We start from the raw sequence: 21592 nt of genomic DNA, 5'->3' as shown, positions 1-21592 counted from the left end.
AAGGAAACACCGTGCTTACGATCTACAACACGCTCACCAAGAGCAAAGAAGTCTTCAAGCCGCTGGATGGCAACAAGGTGCGCATGTACGTCTGCGGGATGACCGTGTACGACTACTGCCACCTGGGCCATGGCCGCAGCATGGTCGCGTTCGACCTGGTGACCCGCTGGTTGCGGTTCAGCGGTTATGACCTGACCTACGTGCGCAACATCACCGACATCGACGACAAGATCATCAACCGGGCCAACGAGAACGGCGAGTCGTTCGAAGCGTTGACCGAGCGCATGATCGCCGCGATGCACGAAGACGAAGCGCGCCTGAACATCCAGAAGCCGGACATGGAGCCGCGCGCCACGGATCACATCCCTGGCATGCACGCGATGATCCAGACCCTGATCGACAAGGGTTTCGCCTATGCCCCGGGCAATGGCGACGTGTACTACCGCGTCGGCAAGTTCATGGGCTACGGCAAGCTCTCGCGCAAGAAGATCGAAGACCTGCGCATCGGTGCGCGGATCGAGGTCGACGAAGCCAAGGAGGATCCGCTGGACTTCGTGCTCTGGAAAGGCGTCAAACCGGGTGAGCCGAGCTGGGAATCGCCGTGGGGCGCCGGGCGTCCGGGCTGGCACATCGAGTGCTCGGTGATGTCGACCTGCTGCCTGGGTGAGACGTTCGACATTCATGGCGGCGGCAGCGACCTCGAGTTCCCGCACCACGAAAACGAAATCGCCCAGAGCGAAGCGGCCACCGGCAAGACCTACGCCAACGCGTGGATGCATTGCGGCATGATCCGTATCAATGGCGAGAAGATGTCCAAGTCCTTGAACAACTTCTTCACCATTCGCGACGTGCTCGACAAGTACCACCCGGAAGTCGTGCGTTACCTGCTGGTGTCGAGCCACTACCGCAGCGCGATCAACTACTCGGAAGACAACCTCAAGGACGCCAAGGGCGCACTGGAGCGTTTCTACCACGCGTTGAAAGGCTTGCCGAACGTGGCACCGGCTGGCGGCGAAGCGTTCGTCGAGCGTTTCACCACGGTGATGAACGACGACTTCGGCACGCCGGAAGCCTGCGCGGTGCTGTTCGAGATGGTGCGTGAGATCAACCGTCTGCGCGAGAGCGATCTCGATGCAGCAGCCGGTCTGGCAGCCCGCCTGAAGGAACTGGCCAGCGTGCTCGGTGTGTTGCAGCTCGAGGCCGATGACTTCCTGCAGGCCGGCGCCGAAGGGCGTGTCGATGCAGCCGAAGTCGAGGCGTTGATCGCTGCGCGTCTGGCGGCACGTGCCGGCAAGGACTGGGCCGAATCCGACCGCATCCGCGACCAGCTCACCGCCATGGGCGTGGTGCTGGAAGACGGCAAGGGCGGCACGACCTGGCGTCTGGCTGACTGATCGCTGCGATTGCTACAAACAAAACCCGCCTTGTGCGGGTTTTTGTTTTTCTGCTGGTTGGGAGACTTGTGTTGACCTGAGATTACGCCCTCTCCCCCAGGAAAATGAGAGTGATTGAGGGGATGCTCGAGAGATAACTTACTTGAACGATTGGCGCCGAATCCATAATCCGCTGGTTTTTCAGGTCGATGCAAAACGCAAGACACCTCGGTCCGCTCCCTCTCCTGGGGGAGAGGGCTGGGCGGGCGGCGTTCCGATGAGGGGAAGGGGCTTACTCAACCTTCAATCTGTCGCAGCCGCTTGTACAGGGTATTGCGGCTAACCCCCAATCGTCGCGCCAGATGGGAAATATTGCCCCCGGCCAGCTGCAACTCCCGGTTCAACGCCTCGGCATCGTTCAGGTCGATGCCCAACGGCTCGGCCACTTCCACCGGCTCCATCTCCAGATCGACAAAAAAGTCGTCGGGCAAATGCTCGGGCCGAATCGGTTGTTCCTCGGCCATCGCCAGCGCCACCTGCATCACGCTGCTGACCTGACGCAGATTGCCCGGCCACGGGTGCCGTTCAAACAAGTCCAGCACCTCGCGACTCAATCCCGCCCACTGCGACGGCTCGCGATGTTGTTCCCACAACCGTTTGAACAGCGCCTGCTTGTCGCTGCGCTCGCGAAGTGGTGGCAATTCGAGGGTCAAGCCGCCGATGCGGTAGTACAAGTCCTCGCGAAAACGCCCCAGTTGCACCTGTTCCCTGAGCGAACGGTTGGTGGCGGAGATGATCCGCAGATCCACCGGAAACAGCTCGCTGCTGCCCACCGGTTGCACGCAGCGCTCCTGCAACACGCGCAACAGACGTGCCTGAGTCGGTAGCGGCATGTCGCCGATTTCATCGAGAAACAGCGTGCCCTTGTCGGCCTTGCGGATCAGGCCGATGCTGCCTTTCTGGTTGGCACCGGTGAATGCGCCTTTTTCATAGCCGAACAGCTCGGACTCCACCAGTTCGGCGGGGATCGCTGCGCAGTTGACGGCGATGAACGCCTGTTTGCTGCGGGAGCTGGCCTGGTGCAGGGCCTTGACGAAGACTTCCTTGCCAACCCCGGTTTCCCCGTGAATCAGCAGCGGGATGTCCTTTTCCAGCAGACGCTCGGCCTGGCGCACGGCTTTTTCCACGCGGCTGTCGCCGAAGTGCAACGTGCTCAGGCTGATGGCCGTGGGTGCGGCGACTTTCGGTTCGGCTGTTCTGGCTTCAGCGGTTCTTGTTTCAGTGAAGACGCGCGCCTGAATCGGCGCCTGTTTAGGCCGTTTCAACAAACACTGGAAACGATTGCGCCCGGAGGTCTGCAAGGCGAACGGCAAACCGTCCGGCTGATTGATCAACTCCAGCAACGACACCTTGAACAGGCTCTCAACGCTGACCCGCGACAACCGCACCCCCAACAGATTGTCGGCCCGACGGTTGGCCGACAGCACCTGACCGCTCTCATCAAAGATCAGCAGCCCGGCCCACTGGCTGTCGAGGTTGTTCAACCCGGTGTTGAAGGTCAGTTGAAAGTGCTGGCCATGGAACAGGTTGAGGATCAGCCGGTTCTCCACGGTCTGGCTCATCATCTTGACCATGCCGAGGGTGTGCGACGGTGGCAGATAGCTGTCGCTGGACACGTCGAGCACCGCGATGACCTTGCGCTCTGCATCGAAAATCGGCGCGGCGGAACCGGTCATGAAACGGTTGGCCTTGAGAAAGTGTTCATCGTGTTCGATGTGCACCGCCTGCTCACAGGCCAGTGCGGTGCCGATGGCGTTGGTGCCGCTGACGCGCTCGACCCAACTGGCGCCGGCCTGAAAACCGCGCGCCAGGTTCGGCTCGATAAAGCGCTGGGTGCCCCAGGACGTCAGCACCTGGCCCTGATTGTCGGCCAGCATGATCAGGCAGTTGGAGTTGCTCAGGATGTTCTCGTAATACGGCAGCACTTCCTGGTGAGTGGTCTGCACCAGCGAATGATGGCGGTCGAGCAACTGCGCGATGCCGGCGGCGGGCAACTGATCGAAGGCCGGGGCGCTTTGATGATTGAGACCGAAGGCGCGGCAACGGGACCAGGAGTCCTGGACGATGGCGTCATGGGAAAGCGGCGGGGCAGGTGCGGCCATGATTGGCAGTCTCTGAAGGGTGCTTTGTTGTTTTTGTTATGGCTCGTTCGACGAGCAAAAAGCATCCATAGAGTGTTGTTCACTATTGTTCATTGTCAATCGCCCGACTGTTCAATTGTTCAGTCGCGACTGTTCACTTGTGTTCAGCTACGAACCACGGTTTGCGTGGCTTTCAGGGAATTCGACGGCAAATCAACAGCTTGCCGTTTCTGGCACGAATGTCGCTCTACAGGACAGGTCGCTTGACTCCAATAATAAAAAGGCCGAGCCATGTCACTCACCCTGGAGCACGTCAGCCGCACCGTCGAGGGCCAGACCTGGATCGACGATGCGAGCCTGAAATTCGAACCTGGATCCTTCAACGTTTTGCTCGGGCGCACGCTGTCCGGCAAGACCAGTCTGATGCGTCTGATGGCCGGTCTGGACAAGCCCGACAGCGGCCGGATCCTGATGAACGGCGTCGACGTCACCCAGCGCCCGGTGCGTTTGCGCAACGTGTCGATGGTCTATCAGCAGTTCATCAATTACCCGACCATGACGGTGTTCGAGAACATCGCCTCACCGCTGCGCCAGGCCGGGATCTCCAATGAGCAGATCCAGAGCAAGGTGCAGGAAACCGCGAAGATGCTGCGCATCGAGAAGTTTCTGAAGCGCTATCCGCTGGAACTGTCCGGCGGCCAGCAACAGCGCACGGCCATGGCGCGGGCGCTGGTCAAGGATGCCGAGCTGATCCTGTTTGATGAGCCGCTGGTCAACCTCGACTACAAACTGCGCGAAGAGCTGCGCCAGGAAATGCGCGAGCTGTTCAAGGCGCGCCACACTATCGCCATCTACGCCACCACCGAGCCCAACGAAGCGCTGGCGCTGGGCGGCACCACCACCATTCTGCACGAGGGCCGGGTGATCCAGAGCGGCCCGTCGACCGAGGTCTATCACCAGCCGCAAACGGTACTGGCGGCTGAATTGTTCTCCGAGCCGCCGATCAACCTGATGCCGGGACGCATCGCCGGCAACGAAGTGAGTTTCGCCAACTTCGTACACTTTCCGTTGAACGTCGATCTGCGGCCGGTGGGCGAGGGCGAGTTCCGCTTTGGCGTGCGCCCGAGCCACATCTCGCTGGTACCGAGCAACGATGACGACCTTGAGCTGGCGGTGACCGTCGAGGTGGCGGAAATCAGCGGTTCGGAAACCTTCCTCCACGTGCGCAACGAGCATTTCCTGCTGGTGCTGCATTTGCCGGGGGTTCACGAATACGACGTCGATGCGCCGATCCGCATCTATATCCCGACTCATAAACTGTTTGTGTTCGATGCGCAGGGCCGTCTGGTGCAGGCACCGGGCCGGCGTGTCGCGAGGGTTGCCTGATGGCCGAAATCCGTTTGCAGCACCTCGCCCACAGCTACAGCAAAACCCCGAGCGGGCCCGAGGATTACGCGATCCGCGAGATGGACCACATCTGGGAGCAGGGCGGCGCCTATGCCTTGCTCGGCCCTTCGGGCTGCGGCAAGTCGACGTTGCTCAACATCATTTCAGGTCTGCTCAGCCCGTCCCAGGGTCATGTGTTGTTCGACGGCAAAGCGGTCAACGACCTGACCCCGGAGAAGCGCAACATCGCGCAGGTGTTCCAGTTCCCGGTGGTCTACGACACCATGACCGTGTTCGACAACCTGGCCTTTCCCTTGCGCAATCAGGGCCTGGCCGAGGCGAAAGTGCACAGCAAGGTGCAGGAAATCGCCGAAGTCCTCGACCTGCAAAACCTGCTGAGCAAAAAGGCGCGCAACCTCACCGCCGACGAAAAACAGAAAGTCTCCATGGGCCGTGGCCTGGTGCGCGATGACGTGTCGGCGATTCTCTTCGACGAGCCGCTGACGGTGATCGACCCGCACCTGAAATGGAAGCTGCGGCGCAAGCTCAAGCAGATCCACGAGCAGTTCAACATCACCATGGTCTACGTCACCCACGATCAGCTGGAGGCCTCGACCTTCGCCGACAAGATCGCGGTGATGTACGGCGGCCAGATCGTCCAGTTCGGTACGCCACGGGAATTGTTCGAGCGGCCGAGCCACACCTTTGTCGGCTACTTCATCGGCAGCCCGGGGATGAACCTGATCGAAGTGCAGCCGCAAGCGGGCGGGGTCGGTTTCAACTCGACCCACCTGCCGCTGTCCGACGCCTTGCAGCGCCATATCGAACACGGCCAGTGGAAAAATCTGAAGGTCGGCATCCGCCCCGAGTTCATTCATGTGTGGGACGAGCCGTTCGATGACGCGATGCAGGCGCGGGTCGTACACGTCGAAGACCTCGGCACCTACAAGATCATGACTCTGGATCTGGACGGCGCGCCGCTGAAAGTGCGTCTGGCCGAGGACAAACCGGTGCCGCAGGGCACGGCGTACATCAGTTTTCCGGCGCAGTGGCTGATGGTCTATGCCGACGAATTTCTGCTGGATGCCACCGACAGCGAGGTACAGCCATGAACAAGGTGCAGAACAACAAGGCCTGGTGGCTGGTGTTGCCGGTGTTCCTGCTGGTGGCCTTCAGTGCCGTGATCCCGATGATGACCGTGGTCAACTATTCGGTGCAGGACATCTTCGACCAGTCCAGCCGCTACTTCGTCGGTGCCGACTGGTACAAGCAGGTGCTGCTCGATCCGCGTCTGCATGATTCGCTGCTGCGCCAGTTCATCTACTCGGCGTGTGTGCTGCTGATCGAAATTCCGCTTGGCATCGCCATCGCGCTGACCATGCCGACCAAGGGGCGCTGGTCGTCGGTGGTGCTGATCGTGCTGGCGATCCCGCTGCTGATTCCATGGAACGTGGTCGGCACCATCTGGCAGATTTTCGGCCGCGCCGACATCGGCCTGCTGGGGTCGAGCCTCAACGCCATGGGCATCAGTTACAACTACGCGGCGAACACCATGGACGCCTGGGTCACCGTGTTGGTGATGGACGTCTGGCACTGGACTTCGCTGGTGGCGCTGTTGTGTTTCTCCGGGTTGCGGGCGATTCCCGATGTGTATTACCAGGCCGCACGCATCGACCGGGCTTCGGCCTGGGCCGTGTTCCGGCACATTCAGTTGCCCAAGTTGAAGAGCGTGCTGCTGATCGCGGTGATGCTGCGCTTCATGGACAGCTTCATGATCTACACCGAGCCGTTCGTGCTCACCGGTGGCGGGCCGGGCAACTCGACTACCTTCCTGAGTCAGACCCTGACCCAGATGGCCGTAGGCCAATTCGACCTGGGGCCGGCGGCGGCATTCTCGCTGGTGTACTTCCTGATCATCCTGCTGGTGTCCTGGCTGTTCTACACCGCCATGACCCACAACGATGCCAACCGCTGAGGCCCGGCCATGAGCAAAAGAAAGCTGATTCCACTGCTGCTCTACATCCTGTTCCTGCTGGTGCCGATCTACTGGCTGCTGAACATGTCGTTCAAGAGCAACACCGAAATCCTCGGCGGACTGACCCTTTTCCCACAGGATTTCACGCTGGCGAACTACATGGTGATCTTCACCGACCCGAGCTGGTACACCGGCTATATCAACTCGCTGTACTACGTCAGCCTGAACACGATCATTTCTCTGACCGTGGCACTGCCAGCGGCCTACGCGTTTTCGCGCTACCGCTTTCTCGGCGACAAGCACCTGTTCTTCTGGTTGCTGACCAACCGCATGGCGCCACCGGCGGTATTCCTGCTGCCGTTCTTCCAGCTGTATTCATCGATCGGCCTGTTCGATACCCACATTGCCGTGGCGCTGGCGCACTGCCTGTTCAACGTGCCGCTGGCGGTGTGGATTCTCGAAGGGTTCATGTCCGGGGTGCCGAAGGAAATCGACGAAACCGCCTACATCGACGGATACAGTTTTCCCAAGTTTTTCGTGAAGATCTTCATTCCGCTGATCGGCTCCGGCATCGGTGTGACGGCGTTTTTCTGTTTCATGTTTTCCTGGGTCGAACTGCTGCTGGCACGCACGCTGACCTCGGTGAACGCCAAACCGATCGCGGCGGTGATGACGCGCACGGTGTCGGCGTCCGGCATTGACTGGGGCGTACTGGCGGCGGCGGGGGTGTTGACTATTCTCCCCGGCATGCTGGTGATCTGGTTCGTTCGCAACCACGTGGCCAAGGGCTTTGCCTTGGGCCGGGTCTGAGGAACTGATGATGGAATGGATGAGCTGGACCGTCCCGACGGCGGCGTTTTTCATCGTGATCGGGTTGATCCTGGTGGGCATGACCACCTGGGAATTGCGCTCGCCGAGCATCTTGCGGCGAGGGTTTCTGCCGATTGCCACCACCCGTGGCGATCGCTTGTTCATCGGTCTTCTCGGCAGCGCCTACCTGCATCTGCTGGTAATCGGCGTGACCGACTGGAGCATCTGGGTAGCGTCCGCGTTGTCCCTGGTGTGGCTGTTGGCTGTGATGCGTTGGGGCTAGTCGAATCGCTCGGCAATCTTGCTCCGAAAACCTAACAGGAGGTCTCTATGTTCGATAAGAAAAATAAGCTGCGACATAGCATTTCATTGGCAGCCATGCTGGCACTCAGCGGTTTGAGCGCGTCCGCCTGGGCCGACGCCTACGAAGATGCCGCAAAAAAATGGATCGGCAGCGAGTTCAAGCCGTCGACCCTGACGGCCGAGCAGCAACTGGAAGAACTGAAGTGGTTCATCAAGGCGGCCGAGCCGTTTCGCGGGATGGACATCAAGGTCGTCTCGGAAACCCTGACCACCCACGAGTATGAATCCAAGGTGCTGGCCAAGGCCTTCAGCGAAATCACCGGCATCAAGCTGACCCACGACCTGCTGCAGGAAGGCGACGTCGTGGAAAAAATGCAGACCGTGATGCAGTCGGACAAGAACATCTACGACGGCTGGGTCAACGACTCGGACCTGATCGGTACGCACTTTCGCTACGGCAAAACCGAATCGATCACCGACCTGATGGCCAACGAAGGCAAGAACTTCACCTCGCCGACCCTCGACATCAAGGACTTCATCGGCATCTCCTTCACCACTGCGCCGGACGGCAAGATCTATCAGTTGCCCGACCAGCAGTTCGCCAACCTGTACTGGTTCCGCGCCGACTGGTTCGAACGCGCCGACCTGAAAGCCAAGTTCAAGGAAAAGTATGGCTATGAACTGGGCGTGCCGGTGAACTGGTCGGCCTACGAAGACATCGCCAAATTCTTCGGCGAAGACGTCAAGGAAATCGACGGCAAACGCATCTACGGGCACATGGACTACGGCAAGAAAGACCCGTCGCTGGGCTGGCGTTTCACCGATGCCTGGTTCTCCATGGCCGGTGGCGGCGACAAGGGCATTCCTAATGGTTTGCCGGTGGACGAGTGGGGGATTCGCGTCGAGGATTGCCACCCGGTCGGTTCCAGCGTGACCCGCGGCGGCGACACCAACGGCCCGGCGGCGGTGTTCGCCACCACCAAATACGTCGACTGGCTGAAGAAGTACGCGCCACCGGAAGCGGCGGGCATGACCTTCTCCGAATCCGGCCCGGTGCCGTCCCAGGGCAACATTGCCCAGCAGATCTTCTGGTACACCGCCTTCACCGCCGACATGACCAAACCGGGCCTGCCGGTGGTCAACGCCGATGGCACGCCGAAATGGCGCATGGCGCCGTCGCCGCGCGGGCCGTACTGGGAAGAGGGGATGAAGCTCGGTTATCAGGACGTGGGCTCGTGGACCTTCATGAAATCCACGCCTGAGAAACAGAAACTCGCGGCCTGGCTGTATGCGCAGTTCGTGACCTCGAAAACCGTGTCGCTGAAGAAAACCATCGTCGGCCTGACGCCGATTCGCGAGTCGGACATCAACTCGCAAGCGATGACCGACCTGGCGCCGAAACTCGGTGGTCTGGTCGAGTTCTACCGCAGCCCGGCCCGCGTGCAATGGACGCCGACCGGCACCAACGTGCCGGACTATCCACGCCTGGCACAACTGTGGTGGAGCCACATCGCCGAAGCCGCCAGCGGCGAGAAAACCCCGCAACAGGCCCTCGACGGTCTGGCCAAGGATCAGGACGCGATCATGACCCGTCTGGAACGCTCCAAGGCCCAAGCGGTGTGCGCACCGAAAATGAACCCCGAGCGCGACGCACAGTACTGGTTCGACCAGCCGGGCGCACCAAAACCGAAACTGGCCAACGAGAAACCGAAAGGCGAAACCGTGAGCTACAACGAACTGCTCAAATCGTGGGAGGCGGCGCGCAAGTAAGCGCTTTTGCGGGACGGAACGGCACCTTCGGGTGCCGTTTTTTTTAGCCCTCGATTTCACGTTTCACCGCCCGACGCACCGCTTTGAGGAGTGCGTTTTCAAAGGCATTGTGCCCGGCGTGCAGCAGCCGGCAGTGGATGTTCATGCGTTGCCTGAGCCAGCGCACGCTGGCCATGCCATAGGTGTCGCGGATGCCTTGGATCAGCAGGGTGTTGTCGTCGAGGGTCAGGTCTTCATCCTTTGGCGTGAAACAGTAGTTCTGCAGGTGGTAATGCAGTTCCAGACGAATCGCGAGCACCGCTTCCTGATCGACGAAGCGCTCCAGTGTGTCGGGGCAAATCGTCTGCCCTGTGCGACGTAGAACAGCGTTCAACCATTCGATGGCGGCGCGGTGTTGCTGCGATGGGCGGCCTTCGCCGAGTATCCGGTAGATGTCCCTGGCGCGTTGGCCGGGCGATGATTCTGGCGATTGCGCCAGCCCGTCATTGAGCGCCTGATCGTAGGCCCGGACATTGTCGGCAAACGGCACGAATACAGAGACCAACGTGGTTTTCAGCAGGTGCTGCGGGTAACGCTGCTGGTACTGAATTGCCAGCCAGCTGCCCCATGACACGCCGAGCACGCTGATTTTTTCGAATCCGAAATGCTGGCGCAGGGCATCGATGTCTTCGACACATAGCCCGGTAGTGTTGTCCTGCAGCTCGCCGTAAGGCGTCGAGCGTCCGCAACCCCGTTGGTCAAACAGGATGATGTCGAACCGGCCCGGTTCGAAGAACTGCAGATGGTGGCGGCTGATACGTCCGCCGGGGCCGCCATGGAGGAAAAACACCGGTTCGTGTCCCGGAACACCATGGCGTTCCCAGTAGAGTTGATGGCCGTCGCCGGTCGGGTAAAAACCTCGGCTGTGCAGGGAAAAGCTCATGGTGCCGGAACCGTCAGACGATAGAACTGGAACAGCTCGACCTGCCCAGGCCGCGCCGCGACGCTGGATTCAAGTTTCAGGTGGTGGAGGGAGGCAAGCCAGGTGACCGGGATCAGCACCGGGGTATGACCGAAGACGAGGATCGAGCCGCCAGGTTTGACGCAACGGATCAGCGATTCGAATGCGGTTTGGGCCTCGCGGCGGGTCAAGACTTCGGCGTTGAGGAACCGCAGGATCAAGACATCGCAGCAGATGCCGGTATCGAAGGCTTCACTCGCCTCCAGCACGTCGAACTCGACGGATGTTCCGCCGTGGCATTGCCTGGCGTGTTCGATCATCGAGGCCGAACGGTCACTGCCCAGACACAGACAGTCGGGCAGGGCGCGGGCGAGATGGGCAATGAACGCGCCGGTCGAACAGGCCGGATCGTAAATCAGTGCGCCTTTTTCAGTGATGGCCTGGAGCAGCCCGGCGCAATATTCGCGCAAGTGCTGTTCGTCAGTGTTCAGCTGTTCGGCCAGTGATTCGTTGCATTGCCAGAAGTCTGCCGGGCAGACCGCTTCCCGGCCTGTCTCATCCAACAGTGGAAAGGGAAACAGGATCTCGCTGTCAGCCTGATGCAAGGCGTGCTCGAAGAACTGCGCTTTGTCTGCGGGGGAGACCGTCCGATAGCCGATCGACAACCCGTCATCACCCCACAATGAATGGAGATGCGGGCCAAACAACATGCCGGGTTTGAGCGCACTGCCAGCCTGCCATTGGAAATGACGGTCACGTTGCAGGAGCTTGCGGCCGACCCAGAGCTCATCGTTCACCCGCAGGAAAAAAACGTGATGCAGTCCGCTGCCTCGCGGTTCGAGGTAGTGGCCAACAGCGCCGTTCTCGTTGAGGTGACGCCGTATGGATCTGGCCAAGGTCAGTTCCCGGTTGTGATCGAATCGGTTCATGGGGCTGGCCTCTCCAAAGTACGGCCCCGGGCTTGCGGAATGACGACGTTGCCGCTGGAAACCACGAAGAAGCGTTCCAGTCCGGGGATCACCACATTGAGCAGGGTGGTGCCGAGCTCGGTTCGCTGCAGGACGGCGGCACCGAGAGTACGGCCATGAATCCGCAGGTCTTGAGTCAGCAAGTGCAGTTGATTGTCCACCGACAGGTCTTTGGCGGAGTCCGGCAGTCTCACCTCGTGTTGAACGCAGCGATGCAGCAGCGTCTGCGGATCGAACTGCGCACAGCGCAGCAGGCGCGGGAAGGGCTGCAGGTTGCGCAGCGCATTGGTCAGCGTCTGGTGGTATTCGGGTTCGGCGGCACTCAGTTGCAATTGCACCAGTTCAGTGAGCGCCCGCCACGCCGCGTGGCGCGGGTCGAGGGAACTGCCGCTGCCGAATACTTGTGGGTGAGCGCCCGGCTTGGTGGTGAAGGCCAGAAAAGTCCGGGTCATGAACTCGGTGCTGATATCCACCAGCACGATTTCGCCGTCGATTTCCTGTTCGGCATCGGCCCATAGACGACCGAGTTCGTCGCTTTCAGTGAGGCGCGCCACCCGTCGCAGTGGTGGATGGTTCTGGTAATAAAAATGATCGAGCAGAAACAACGACACGGCGTCGCGCTCGATGCATTCGTTGGCGGCGTGCAGCATCGCTTCGTGGTAAGTGGCGCCAATCGCGGTGCCGCTGTTGCTGGCGTAACGCCGCACGGCGCGGTAGTCCGCCGTGCCCGGTAGCGACGGCAAACGTGAACCGTTCGGCGAAGTCAGCACCACCGGATAGGAAAACCGGTCATGCCACGGCGGACAGACATAGGTCCGGCAGGTGATGTGCACGTTTTGCTGGCAGGTGAGCCTGTGCAGAAGCGAGTCATCGGCAAACACCGGCGTGTCTTTGAAATAGCCTTCCGTCTCGTGGTGAACATCGTAGGTACAGAACTCATCCGTCCAATAGTGCTCGAGCGCTTCATAGAGCGCGCCCAGGTGCGCCTGATCCGCATAGCCCTTGCCGGAGCCACGGGCATGACGGTTGTCGCTGCCCTGCAGACTCGCCTGAACGGCAACCACTTTGCTGCCGAGGGTGCGGGTGTGCGGTGTGAGGCCCAGGCGTGAAAGTTCGGTATGAATACGCCGTTCTGCCTGATCGGCCGTGAGCTCACGCTCGGCCAACGTTGTCTTGTCCATGATGCCCTTCCTGGAAAGCCCGCGAGGGCGCAAGGCCCCCGCGGGTTCTGTCACTCGGCGTTGAGTTCCGCCTGTTCTTCCTCGGTCAGTTGCAGCGCTTCGATCTGCTCTGGCGAGGGTGCTTCCTGCTCTTCCAGTTCATCGATAGGGTTTGCGTTCAAGCTGCCCATGTAGCCCATGATGTTGCTCCTTGGTTGTTGTTTGGGAGTGCTGTTGCAAGCACGAGCCGAATCTAGAAGGGCCGTGAGGGCGGGGTCAAAAATGTCCAGACGTTTCCAGTCGCGGGTTTCAGCGGTGTCGAAATACGTACTGATAAAACGTGAATTGACGCCGGGCGGACGTGTTTCTGCGAGGGAGCACTGCGTGGCAACGGGCGAACCACACGAAAGGAATCAGCGGTTTGAGGCGTTCCGTCGTCTGTCGCTGTCAGACGTTTCAGCGCGGTGGTGGCGCAAATTCGTACTGAAGGATTTACGGGGATGGATGCAGCACTTGTGCGGTGATTTTTCCTACGAGGTTTGAGAAAACACCGCACAAATCGGCTTGAAGGTTCAGTGCCGTTCCCGATGCATCACGGGAAACACCAGACTGAACACCGTCATTGCCCCCGGACGGCTTTGAACCTGCGCGCTGCCCTGATGCAGGGTCATGATCGAGTGCACGATGGCCAGCCCCAGACCGGTGCTGCCCTGTGAACGGGTGCGGCTGCTGTCGACCCGGTAAAAACGGTCGAACAGATACGGCAGGTGTTGCGCCTCGATGCCTGCGCCGGGATTGCTGACTCGCAGCGACACCTCGTTCGGCGCCTGTTCGATGAACAGCGAAACGGTCTTGCCGGACGGGCAGTGGCGCAGGGCATTGGACAGCAGATTGGAAATCGCTCGCTGAATCATCAACCGGTCCCCCGATACCTGAGCGCTGCCGATAACCTTCAGGTCGATCTGTTTGTCCTGCGCAGTCAGGAAAAACAGATCCGCCACTTTGACCGCCTCTTGCTCCAGCGCAATCGGCTCGAACGAGGCGTGCGCCGCAGGCTGGCTGGCCTGGGCCAGAAACAGCATGTCCGAGACAATCCGCGCGACCCGCTCCAGCTCTTCGGTGCAGGACACCAGAACATTGGTGTATTCCTCGACCGAGCGCTCCCGCGACAGCGTGACCTGAGCCTTTCCCATCAGGTTGTTGATCGGCGTGCGCAGCTCGTGGGCCAGATCATCGGAGAACTGCGACAACTGCTGCACGCCGCTGTCCAGTCGATCGAGCATGACGTTGATGCCCTGCGCCAGTTCGCTGAGTTCCTGGGGCATGTTCAGCACCGACAGGCGATGATCGAGATCCTGCGTCGTCACGCGCGCCGCCACTTTGCGAAACTCGCGCAACGGTGCCAGCCCTCGCTGCACGGCGCCCCAAGCCGTCAAGCCGATGAACACCAGCAACAACGGCAAGGCCATCAGCGTCGAGCGCAAATAAGCGCTGAGCAGAGCCTGATCGTGGGCGTTATCCATCGACAGCAGCACCGGTACATTGCTGCCGTCCTTGAGACGAATCAGCTTGGAGACGGTGAGAAATTTCGCGCCTTCGGCATCGGCGCTGTCGGTGTGAGTCAACTGATCGGTGGTCGCCCGAACTGCCTTCAACTCGACCCGTGGATCGGTCAGGCCCGAGCCGGACTTGAGCAGCGGGGTGCGCAGGTTGTTCAGGTCGTAAATGGTCAGGGTCAGGTTGTCGTGCCCCATGACCTGATCGAGCAGGATGTGCGGCTTGGCACTGATCTCGCTGGTGTCGAAGTACAGCGTCAGGCTGTGCTCGACCTGTTCCATCTTCTTTTCCAGGCTGTCGCGCGATAGCGCGTTCAGCTCATGGGTCAGGGCGAAATAGGCGAGGAGCGCCAGGAACACCACCAGCAGTGCGCCCAGAATGCTGACCGTCAGACCCAGACGCAGCGACAGGCTGGCCGGCTTCATTCCCGTGCCTCCAGCACATAGCCGACGCCGCGCAGGGTGTGAATCAGTTTGCTGTCGAACGGGTCGTCGATCTTCGCCCGCAAGCGGCGGATCGAGACTTCGACCACGTTGGTGTCGCAGTCGAAATTCATGTCCCACACCAGCGAGATGATCTGGGTACGGGTCAGTACTTCGCCGGACTGACGCATCAGCAGGTGCAGCAGGGCGAACTCCTTGGTGGTCAGGTCGATGCGCTGCGAGCCACGAAAGGCCCGGTGACGGCCCGGATCAAGTTCCAGATCGGCGACCTTGAGCACCTGCGGCACCGGGATGTTTTCACTGCGACGCATCAAGGTGCGTACCCGCGCCAGCAACTCCGGAAACTCGAACGGCTTGACCAGATAATCATCGGCGCCCAGATCCAGGCCACGGATCTTGTCCGCCAGCCGCCCGCGTGCGGTGAGCATCATCACCCGGGTGGAGTGGGTGCGACGCAGTTGTTCCAGCACGCTCCAGCCGTCGAGTTCCGGCAGGTTCACATCGAGAATGATCAGGTCATAGACCTGTTGTTGCGCCAGGTGTAAACCATCCGCGCCATTGACGGCGTGATCAACGATATAACCACTTTCGGTCAGGCCCTGATGCAAGTATTCGGCAGCTTTGAGCTCGTCCTCGACGACAAGGATTCGCATGATGTTTCACCACTTTAAATGAATGGGTATTTAAACAAGTGAGTCTGGAAGTTGCAGTTTTTACAGGGGCTTCCTGACGGGCTTTGGAACTGAGTGGCGTGAACGGTAAAGGCTGTAGTGGCTACAGAGTCAACGCCTGAGGCCTTTAAATCGGCCATCCGCGACAGCCTGTCGCAGCGAAATAGTTGGTTTTTCATGACTTCCATTTCGGCAAGTGCTGTTCGGCGGATAACTAACGCGCATTTGTTTCTATCTATTGCAACAAACTCATTCGAACTTCGAATCCTAGAGCAAAACAACTTGGATAAACCGTGGATAACGGATTTGTAATGTTCACGTCACCTTGTCGATAAGTTCAAAACCCTACCGTGGCGTCATCAACGATTCTTGATTGAAGGAAGACTTCCATTGCCCGGTTTAATTGAACTGACGGCGCGATCACGCCTGAAAAAAACCGCCAGCGGCCTCTTGTTGCTGGCCTGTACCAGCCTTGCCAGTGCATCGACTTTGACGCTGGATCAGGCGCTGCAAACCGCGTTCGCCGGCAACCCGGAGCTGGCCGCCGCGCAATGGGAAATCGGCATTGCCGAAGGCGACCGCAAACAGGCCGGGCTGATCCCCAACCCCGAGGTGTCGTGGGAGGCCGAAGACACCCGGCGCGAATCGCGTACCACCACGGTGATGCTCAGCCAGCCGATCGAACTGGGCGGTAAGCGTGGCGCGCGGATCGATGTGGCGAGCCGTGCGCAGGATGCCGCCGGCATTGAACTGGAGCGCAAGCGCAACGTACTGCGCGCCGACGTGCTTCAAGCGTTCAACGGCGCACAGACCGCGCAGCAACGTTTACAACTGGCCCGGCAGTCGCTGCAGCTCGCCGAGCACGGTTTGCGTGTGGCGCAGGGGCGGATCGAGGCGGGCAAGTCGTCCCCGGTGGAAGGCACACGGGCGCAAGTGCAGCTTTCGGAAGTGCGTCTGGAATTGAGCCGCGCCGAGCGCGATCAGGCCAATGCGTACCAGCAATTGGCCCAGGTCATGGGCGCACCGTTGCCGACTTCGACCACGGTGCAAGCCACTGCTCAAACCCTGTCCAGCGTGCCGCCGCCCACCCGTTTGCTTGAGCGCCTGAACGAGACGGCGGAGCTGCGCCTGGCCAGGTTGCAGATCGACCAGCGCGAGGCGTCGCTGGGGCTGGAAAAGTCCCAGCGGATTCCCGATCTCACCGTCAGCATCGGCAGCCAGTACAGCGAAATCGAGCGCGAGCGGGTCAATGTGGTGGGGCTGTCGATGCCGATTCCGCTGTTCAACCGCAATCAGGGCAACGTGCTGGCGGCGGCGCGGCGTACCGATCAGGCGTGGGACCTGCGCAACGCCACCGAACTGCGCTTGCGCACGGAAATCCAGACCACGCTGGCGCAATGGCAGACCGCCAATGGCGAAATCCAGGCGTTCGACCGGACCATCCTGCCCGCCGCGCAAAGTGCGGTGGACAGCGCCACTCGCGGTTTCGAAATGGGCAAGTTCGGCTTCCTCGACGTGCTCGACGCCCAACGCACATTGATCGCCGCTCGCAGCCAATACATCCAGGCGGTGAGCGAGGCAACCGACGCCCGGGTCCGCATCGAACGCATCTTCGGCGATCTCAGCGCCAACCCTTGAATTTCAACTTTCTGATCACTGCGCGATGGTTTGGCGCAGAGGAGTTTCCATGGATAAAAAACTGATCGTGGTCGCTGCGGCGACCTTGGCGCTGGGCATTGGCATCGGCTCGATGTGGGGCGGCAATGCGTCCATCGATGCGCATGCCGATGAAGCGGCGGAACACGCCGATCACGCCGAAGAAGGCGCCGCCGCTGACGACGGGCACGACGAAGAAGGGCACATCGAATTGACTGCCGAGCAGATCGCGGCGGCGGGGATTCAACTGGCCGCTGCCCAGGCGCAGAACTTCAGCCTCGGTCTGTCGTTCCCCGGCGAAGTGCGCTTCGACGAAGACCGCACCGCGCATGTGGTGCCGCGTGTGCCGGGCGTGGTCGAGTCGGTGTCGGTCAATCTCGGGCAGTCGGTGAAGAAGGGCCAGTTGCTGGCGGTGATCGCCAGTCAGCAGATTTCCGATCAGCGCAGCGAGCAGGCAGCCGCGCAACGTCGATTGGCATTGGCGCGCACGACGTTCGAACGCGAGAAGACACTGTGGCAGGACAAGATCTCCGCCGAACAGGATTTCCTTCAGGCGCGCCAAGCTCTGGAAGAAGCCGAGATTGCTGTGGGCAATGCCCGGCAAAAGATCAGCGTGCTCAGTGGCAGCGTGGTCGCCACCGGTGGCAATCGCTATGAACTGCGCGCGCCTTTTGACGGTGTGGTGGTGGAAAAACACCTGACGCCCGGGGAGGTGGTCGATGAGACTACGGCGGCGTTCACACTCTCGGATTTGTCGCGGGTGTGGGTCACGTTTGGCGTTTCGCCGAAGGACTTGAACAAGGTGCAAGTGGGCAAACCCGTCACCGTCAGCGCTGCTGAATTGAACGCTGAAGTCAGCGGCACCGTGGCTTACGTCGGCAGCCTGCTCGGCGAACAGACCCGCACCGCGACCGTGCGCGTGACGTTGGAGAACCCGCAAGGCTCATGGCGCCCGGGCCTGTTTGTCACCGCGCTGGTCGCCACCGACAGCCGCCAGGCCAAGGTCGCCGTGCCGGAAACCGCGATCCAGACCGTCGAGGACAAACCCACGGTGTTCGTGCGCACCGACGACGGCTTCAAGGCGCAAGCGGTGGAGTTGGGCAGTCGCGCGGCGGGTCAGGTGGAAGTCGTCGCCGGACTGGAGCCTGGCGTGCAAGTCGCGAGCGCTGGCAGCTTCGTCCTCAAATCGGAGCTGGGCAAAGCCTCGGCCGAGCACAGTCATTAATCGCGGAAGACTCCCATGTTCGAACGCCTGATCCAGTTTGCCATCGAGCAGCGCATCATCGTGCTGCTCGCCGTTCTGCTCATGGCCGGCCTCGGCATCGCCAGTTATCAGAAACTGCCGATCGACGCCGTGCCCGATATCACCAACGTCCAGGTGCAGATCAACACCGGCGCGGCCGGGTTTTCGCCGCTGGAAACCGAGCAGCGCATCACCTTTCCGATTGAAACCGCGATGGCCGGCCTGCCGGCGCTGGAGCAGACCCGCTCGCTGTCGCGTTCGGGGTTGTCCCAGGTCACGGTGATCTTCAGGGACGGCACCGACCTGTTCTTTGCCCGGCAATTGGTCAACGAGCGGTTGCAGTCCGCCAAGGAGCAGTTGCCCGAAGGCGTGGAAGCGGTGATGGGGCCGATTTCCACCGGGCTCGGCGAGATCTTTTTGTGGACGGTCGAGACCAGGGAGGGCGCGCTGAAAGAGGACGGCACGCCCTATACGCCAACCGATCTGCGGGTGATTCAGGACTGGATCATCAAGCCGCAACTGCGCAACGTCCCCGGCGTGGCCGAGATCAACACCATCGGCGGCTTTGCCAAGGAATATCAGATAGCGCCCGATCCGAAAAAACTCGCGGCCTACAAACTGACCCTCACCGATCTGGTGACGGCGCTGGAGCGCAACAACGCCAACGTCGGCGCCGGGTACATCGAGCGCAGCGGCGAGCAATTGCTGATTCGCGCGCCGGGGCAAGTGGCGAGCACCGAGGACATCGCCAACATCGTCATGGCCAACGTCGACGGCACGCCGATCCGGATCAAGAACGTCGCCACCGTGGACATCGGCCGCGAACTGCGCAGCGGCGCCGCCACGGAAAATGGCCGGGAAGTGGTGCTGGGTACGGTGTTCATGCTGATCGGTGAAAACAGTCGCACGGTCTCCCAGGCCGTCGCCACGAAGCTCGAACAGATCAACAAGTCGTTGCCCGCTGGCGTGATCGCGGTGCCGGTGTATGACCGCACGCATCTGGTCGACAAGGCCATCGCCACGGTAAAGAAGAACCTCGTCGAAGGCGCGATTCTGGTGATCGCGATCCTGTTCCTGTTCCTCGGTAATATCCGCGCGGCGCTGATCACCGCGATGGTGATTCCGCTGTCGATGCTGTTCACCTTCACCGGCATGTTCAGCAACAAGGTCAGCGCCAACCTGATGAGCCTCGGCGCGCTGGACTTCGGCATTATCGTCGACGGTGCGGTAGTGATCGTCGAAAACACCCTGCGACGGCTGGCCCATGCGCAGCAGCATCATGGGCGGTTGCTGACACGATCCGAGCGTTTCCATGAAGTGTTCGCGGCGGCAAAAGAGGCGCGGCGACCGCTGATTTTCGGCCAACTGATCATCATGGTGGTGTACCTGCCGATCTTCGCCCTGAGCGGCGTCGAGGGAAAAATGTTTCACCCGATGGCGTTCACCGTGGTCATCGCGTTGCTCGGCGCCATGCTCTTGTCCGTGACCTTTGTGCCGGCGGCAATTGCGCTGTTCGTGACCGGCAAGGTCAAGGAAGAAGAGGGCGTGGTGATGCGCGGCGCCCGTCGCGTTTATGCGCCGGCGCTGGACTGGGTCATGTCCCATCGGACGATGGCGGTCGGTGTGGCGTTGGGAGTGATCGTGCTCAGTGGCGTGGTCACCAGCCGCATGGGCAGCGAGTTTGTGCCGAGTCTCAGCGAAGGCGATTTTGCCTTGCAGGCGTTGCGCGTGCCGGGCACCAGCCTGACGCAATCGGTGGACATGCAGCAGCGGCTTGAAACCTTGATCCTCAATAAGGTGCCGGAAGTCGAGCGTGTATTCGCCCGCACTGGCACTGCGGAAATCGCTTCCGACCCGATGCCGCCGAACATCTCCGACAGCTACGTGATGCTCAAACCGAAAGAGCAATGGCCGGATCCGGGTAAATCCCGGGAAACCCTGATGGCCGAACTGCAGCAAGCCGCGGCAACGCTGCCGGGCAGCAACTATGAACTGTCGCAGCCGATCCAGTTGCGCTTCAACGAACTGATCTCCGGCGTGCGCAGCGACGTGGCGGTCAAGGTGTTCGGTGATGAGATGGACGTGCTCAACGCCACGGCGGCGAAGATTGCCGCCGCGATGCAGAAGGTCAACGGCGCGTCCGAGGTCAAGGTCGAGCAAACCACCGGTCTGCCGGTGCTGACCATCAACATCGACCGCGACAAGGCTGCGCGTTACGGGCTCAACGTCGGCGATGTGCAGGACACTATCGCAGTGGCTGTGGGTGGGCAGAAGGCCGGCACGCTGTATGAAGGTGACCGTCGATTCGACATGGTGGTGCGTTTGTCCGACGCCATGCGCAAGGACATCGACGGGCTGTCGGCGCTGCTGATTCCGGTGCCGGCGGCGGGTGGTGATGCTTCCAGCCAGATCGGTTTCATTGCGCTGAAGGACGTTGCCAGCCTCGATCTGGTGCTGGGGCCGAATCAGGTCAGCCGCGAGAATGGCAAACGCCTGGTGATCGTCAGCGCCAACGTGCGTGGGCGTGACATCGGTTCTTTCGTCGCCGAGGCGGGCGAAGCGATCGAGCGCGACGTGCAGGTGCCGGCGGGTTACTGGACCACTTGGGGCGGGCAGTTCGAGCAACTGCAATCGGCGGCCAAGCGCTTGCAGATCGTGGTGCCGGTGGCGTTGCTGTTGGTATTCGGGTTGCTGTTCATGATGTTCAACAACCTCAAGGACGGCTTGCTGGTGTTCACCGGGATTCCGTTTGCGCTGACCGGCGGGGTCATGGCGTTGTGGCTGCGGGACATTCCGCTGTCGATCTCGGCGGGTGTCGGTTTTATCGCGCTGTCTGGCGTGGCGGTGCTCAACGGGCTGGTGATGATCGCGTTCATTCGCAACTTGCGGGAGGAGGGGCGTTCGCTCTCCGAGGCGATTCACGAAGGCGCACTGACGCGATTGCGTCCGGTGCTGATGACGGCGCTGGTGGCGTCCCTGGGCTTCATTCCGATGGCCCTGGCGACCGGCACCGGGGCCGAGGTGCAGCGACCGCTGGCGACGGTGGTGATTGGCGGGATCCTGTCCTCGACCATTCTCACGTTGCTGATCCTGCCGGCGTTGTATCAGCTGGCGCATCGTCGGGACGAGGAATCGCCCACGGCTGCCTAGCCACTTTTTGCCTCAACAACAGGCCCGCCAATGCGGGCCTCTCTAC

General features: G+C 60.9%; 17 protein-coding genes. 10 read left to right on the top strand and 7 right to left on the bottom strand.

Translation table 11 applies throughout. From position 1 onward, the window contains the following. Window positions 1-11 precede the first annotated feature (11 nt). Window positions 12-1394, top strand: a complete 1383-nt coding sequence (gene cysS / locus KJY40_RS18805) for a cysteine--tRNA ligase (protein WP_085699081.1) — start codon at window positions 12-14, stop codon at window positions 1392-1394. Between the two features lie 275 nt (window positions 1395-1669). Here cysS and KJY40_RS18800 read toward each other — a convergent pair whose 3' ends face one another. After that, on the bottom strand, window positions 1670-3535 hold the full coding sequence (locus tag KJY40_RS18800; protein ID WP_230731714.1) for a sigma-54-dependent Fis family transcriptional regulator: 1866 nt from the start codon (window positions 3533-3535) through the stop codon (window positions 1670-1672). Window positions 3536-3805: 270 nt separating this feature from the next. Between KJY40_RS18800 and KJY40_RS18795 the strand changes: the two genes are divergently transcribed. The 6 genes from KJY40_RS18795 to KJY40_RS18770 are packed head-to-tail and all read left to right on the top strand — an operon-like array spanning window position 3806 to window position 9758. Next, on the top strand, window positions 3806-4900 hold the full coding sequence (locus tag KJY40_RS18795; protein ID WP_007951489.1) for an ABC transporter ATP-binding protein: 1095 nt from the start codon (window positions 3806-3808) through the stop codon (window positions 4898-4900). Next, entirely contained in the window at window positions 4900-6012 is a 1113-nt protein-coding gene (locus KJY40_RS18790) for an ABC transporter ATP-binding protein (RefSeq protein WP_230731712.1), read from the top strand. The genes KJY40_RS18795 and KJY40_RS18790 overlap by 1 nt, the downstream gene beginning before the upstream one ends. Further along, on the top strand, window positions 6009-6875 hold the full coding sequence (locus KJY40_RS18785; RefSeq protein WP_007951487.1) for a carbohydrate ABC transporter permease: 867 nt from the start codon (window positions 6009-6011) through the stop codon (window positions 6873-6875). The genes KJY40_RS18790 and KJY40_RS18785 overlap by 4 nt, the downstream gene beginning before the upstream one ends. Before the next feature lie 9 nt (window positions 6876-6884). Beyond that, complete coding sequence (locus KJY40_RS18780; RefSeq protein WP_230731711.1) at window positions 6885-7685, top strand: carbohydrate ABC transporter permease; 801 nt, start codon at window positions 6885-6887, stop codon at window positions 7683-7685. A gap of 10 nt (window positions 7686-7695) precedes the next feature. Continuing rightward, window positions 7696-7968, top strand: a complete 273-nt coding sequence (locus tag KJY40_RS18775; protein ID WP_039767461.1) for a DUF2160 domain-containing protein — start codon at window positions 7696-7698, stop codon at window positions 7966-7968. A 47-nt stretch (window positions 7969-8015) separates the two neighbouring features. Further along, window positions 8016-9758 carry an ABC transporter substrate-binding protein gene (locus KJY40_RS18770; RefSeq protein ID WP_230731709.1) on the top strand — a complete coding sequence of 581 codons (1743 nt, stop codon included), beginning with the start codon at window positions 8016-8018 and terminating at the stop codon, window positions 9756-9758. Between the two features lie 43 nt (window positions 9759-9801). Here KJY40_RS18770 and KJY40_RS18765 read toward each other — a convergent pair whose 3' ends face one another. The 6 genes from KJY40_RS18765 to KJY40_RS18745 form a co-directional block, all read right to left on the bottom strand. Then, window positions 9802-10680, bottom strand: coding sequence for an alpha/beta fold hydrolase (locus KJY40_RS18765; RefSeq protein ID WP_230731706.1), 879 nt, complete (start codon window positions 10678-10680; stop codon window positions 9802-9804). Further along, the gene (locus KJY40_RS18760) at window positions 10677-11627 is read right to left on the bottom strand and encodes a class I SAM-dependent methyltransferase (RefSeq protein WP_230731704.1); all 951 of its coding nucleotides are present in this window, start codon (window positions 11625-11627) and stop codon (window positions 10677-10679) included. Before KJY40_RS18760 ends, KJY40_RS18765 begins: the two co-directional genes overlap by 4 nt. After that, the gene (locus KJY40_RS18755; RefSeq protein WP_230731702.1) at window positions 11624-12847 is read right to left on the bottom strand and encodes a YcaO-like family protein; all 1224 of its coding nucleotides are present in this window, start codon (window positions 12845-12847) and stop codon (window positions 11624-11626) included. The genes KJY40_RS18760 and KJY40_RS18755 overlap by 4 nt, the downstream gene beginning before the upstream one ends. A gap of 50 nt (window positions 12848-12897) precedes the next feature. Then, window positions 12898-13026: a hypothetical protein gene (locus KJY40_RS29610; protein WP_007951477.1), complete on the bottom strand. Its 129-nt coding sequence runs from the start codon at window positions 13024-13026 to the stop codon at window positions 12898-12900. A 372-nt stretch (window positions 13027-13398) separates the two neighbouring features. Further along, window positions 13399-14808, bottom strand: a complete 1410-nt coding sequence (locus KJY40_RS18750; protein WP_230731700.1) for a heavy metal sensor histidine kinase — start codon at window positions 14806-14808, stop codon at window positions 13399-13401. Next, window positions 14805-15479, bottom strand: coding sequence for a heavy metal response regulator transcription factor (locus KJY40_RS18745; protein WP_085745970.1), 675 nt, complete (start codon window positions 15477-15479; stop codon window positions 14805-14807). The genes KJY40_RS18750 and KJY40_RS18745 overlap by 4 nt, the downstream gene beginning before the upstream one ends. A 408-nt stretch (window positions 15480-15887) precedes the next feature. Between KJY40_RS18745 and KJY40_RS18740 the strand changes: the two genes are divergently transcribed. From KJY40_RS18740 to KJY40_RS18730, 3 genes are read left to right on the top strand one after another with little or no spacing between them, the layout of a single operon-like run. Further along, a complete protein-coding gene (locus KJY40_RS18740; protein WP_230731698.1) occupies window positions 15888-17135 on the top strand; it encodes a TolC family protein in 1248 nt (415 codons plus the stop codon). 49 nt (window positions 17136-17184) lie between these two features. Beyond that, entirely contained in the window at window positions 17185-18378 is a 1194-nt protein-coding gene (locus KJY40_RS18735) for an efflux RND transporter periplasmic adaptor subunit (protein ID WP_230731696.1), read from the top strand. A gap of 15 nt (window positions 18379-18393) precedes the next feature. Beyond that, complete coding sequence (locus tag KJY40_RS18730; protein ID WP_230731693.1) at window positions 18394-21546, top strand: CusA/CzcA family heavy metal efflux RND transporter; 3153 nt, start codon at window positions 18394-18396, stop codon at window positions 21544-21546. Window positions 21547-21592 lie beyond the last annotated feature (46 nt).

Source organism: Pseudomonas fitomaticsae (genome assembly GCF_021018765.1).
GTDB lineage: Bacteria > Pseudomonadota > Gammaproteobacteria > Pseudomonadales > Pseudomonadaceae > Aquipseudomonas > Aquipseudomonas fitomaticsae.
The sequence above is the reverse complement of the archived record's forward strand: the minus strand, read 5'-3'. Positions and strand labels throughout refer to the sequence as shown.

Bases quoted from the DNA above. Each gene is read 5' to 3' on its own strand.
- KJY40_RS18735 (WP_230731696.1), top strand. From the start codon at position 17,185: ATGGATAAAAAACTGATCGTGGTCGCTGCGGCGACCTTGGCGCTGGGC.
- KJY40_RS18765 (WP_230731706.1), bottom strand. From the start codon at position 10,680: ATGAGCTTTTCCCTGCACAGCCGAGGTTTTTACCCGACCGGCGACGGC.
- KJY40_RS18760 (WP_230731704.1), bottom strand. From the start codon at position 11,627: ATGAACCGATTCGATCACAACCGGGAACTGACCTTGGCCAGATCCATA.
- KJY40_RS18795 (WP_007951489.1), top strand. From the start codon at position 3,806: ATGTCACTCACCCTGGAGCACGTCAGCCGCACCGTCGAGGGCCAGACC.
- KJY40_RS18745 (WP_085745970.1), bottom strand. From the start codon at position 15,479: ATGCGAATCCTTGTCGTCGAGGACGAGCTCAAAGCTGCCGAATACTTG.
- KJY40_RS29610 (WP_007951477.1), bottom strand. From the start codon at position 13,026: ATGGGCTACATGGGCAGCTTGAACGCAAACCCTATCGATGAACTGGAA.
- KJY40_RS18730 (WP_230731693.1), top strand. From the start codon at position 18,394: ATGTTCGAACGCCTGATCCAGTTTGCCATCGAGCAGCGCATCATCGTG.
- KJY40_RS18780 (WP_230731711.1), top strand. From the start codon at position 6,885: ATGAGCAAAAGAAAGCTGATTCCACTGCTGCTCTACATCCTGTTCCTG.
- KJY40_RS18800 (WP_230731714.1), bottom strand. From the start codon at position 3,535: ATGGCCGCACCTGCCCCGCCGCTTTCCCATGACGCCATCGTCCAGGAC.
- KJY40_RS18785 (WP_007951487.1), top strand. From the start codon at position 6,009: ATGAACAAGGTGCAGAACAACAAGGCCTGGTGGCTGGTGTTGCCGGTG.
- KJY40_RS18750 (WP_230731700.1), bottom strand. From the start codon at position 14,808: ATGAAGCCGGCCAGCCTGTCGCTGCGTCTGGGTCTGACGGTCAGCATT.
- KJY40_RS18755 (WP_230731702.1), bottom strand. From the start codon at position 12,847: ATGGACAAGACAACGTTGGCCGAGCGTGAGCTCACGGCCGATCAGGCA.
- KJY40_RS18775 (WP_039767461.1), top strand. From the start codon at position 7,696: ATGGAATGGATGAGCTGGACCGTCCCGACGGCGGCGTTTTTCATCGTG.
- KJY40_RS18770 (WP_230731709.1), top strand. From the start codon at position 8,016: ATGTTCGATAAGAAAAATAAGCTGCGACATAGCATTTCATTGGCAGCC.
- KJY40_RS18790 (WP_230731712.1), top strand. From the start codon at position 4,900: ATGGCCGAAATCCGTTTGCAGCACCTCGCCCACAGCTACAGCAAAACC.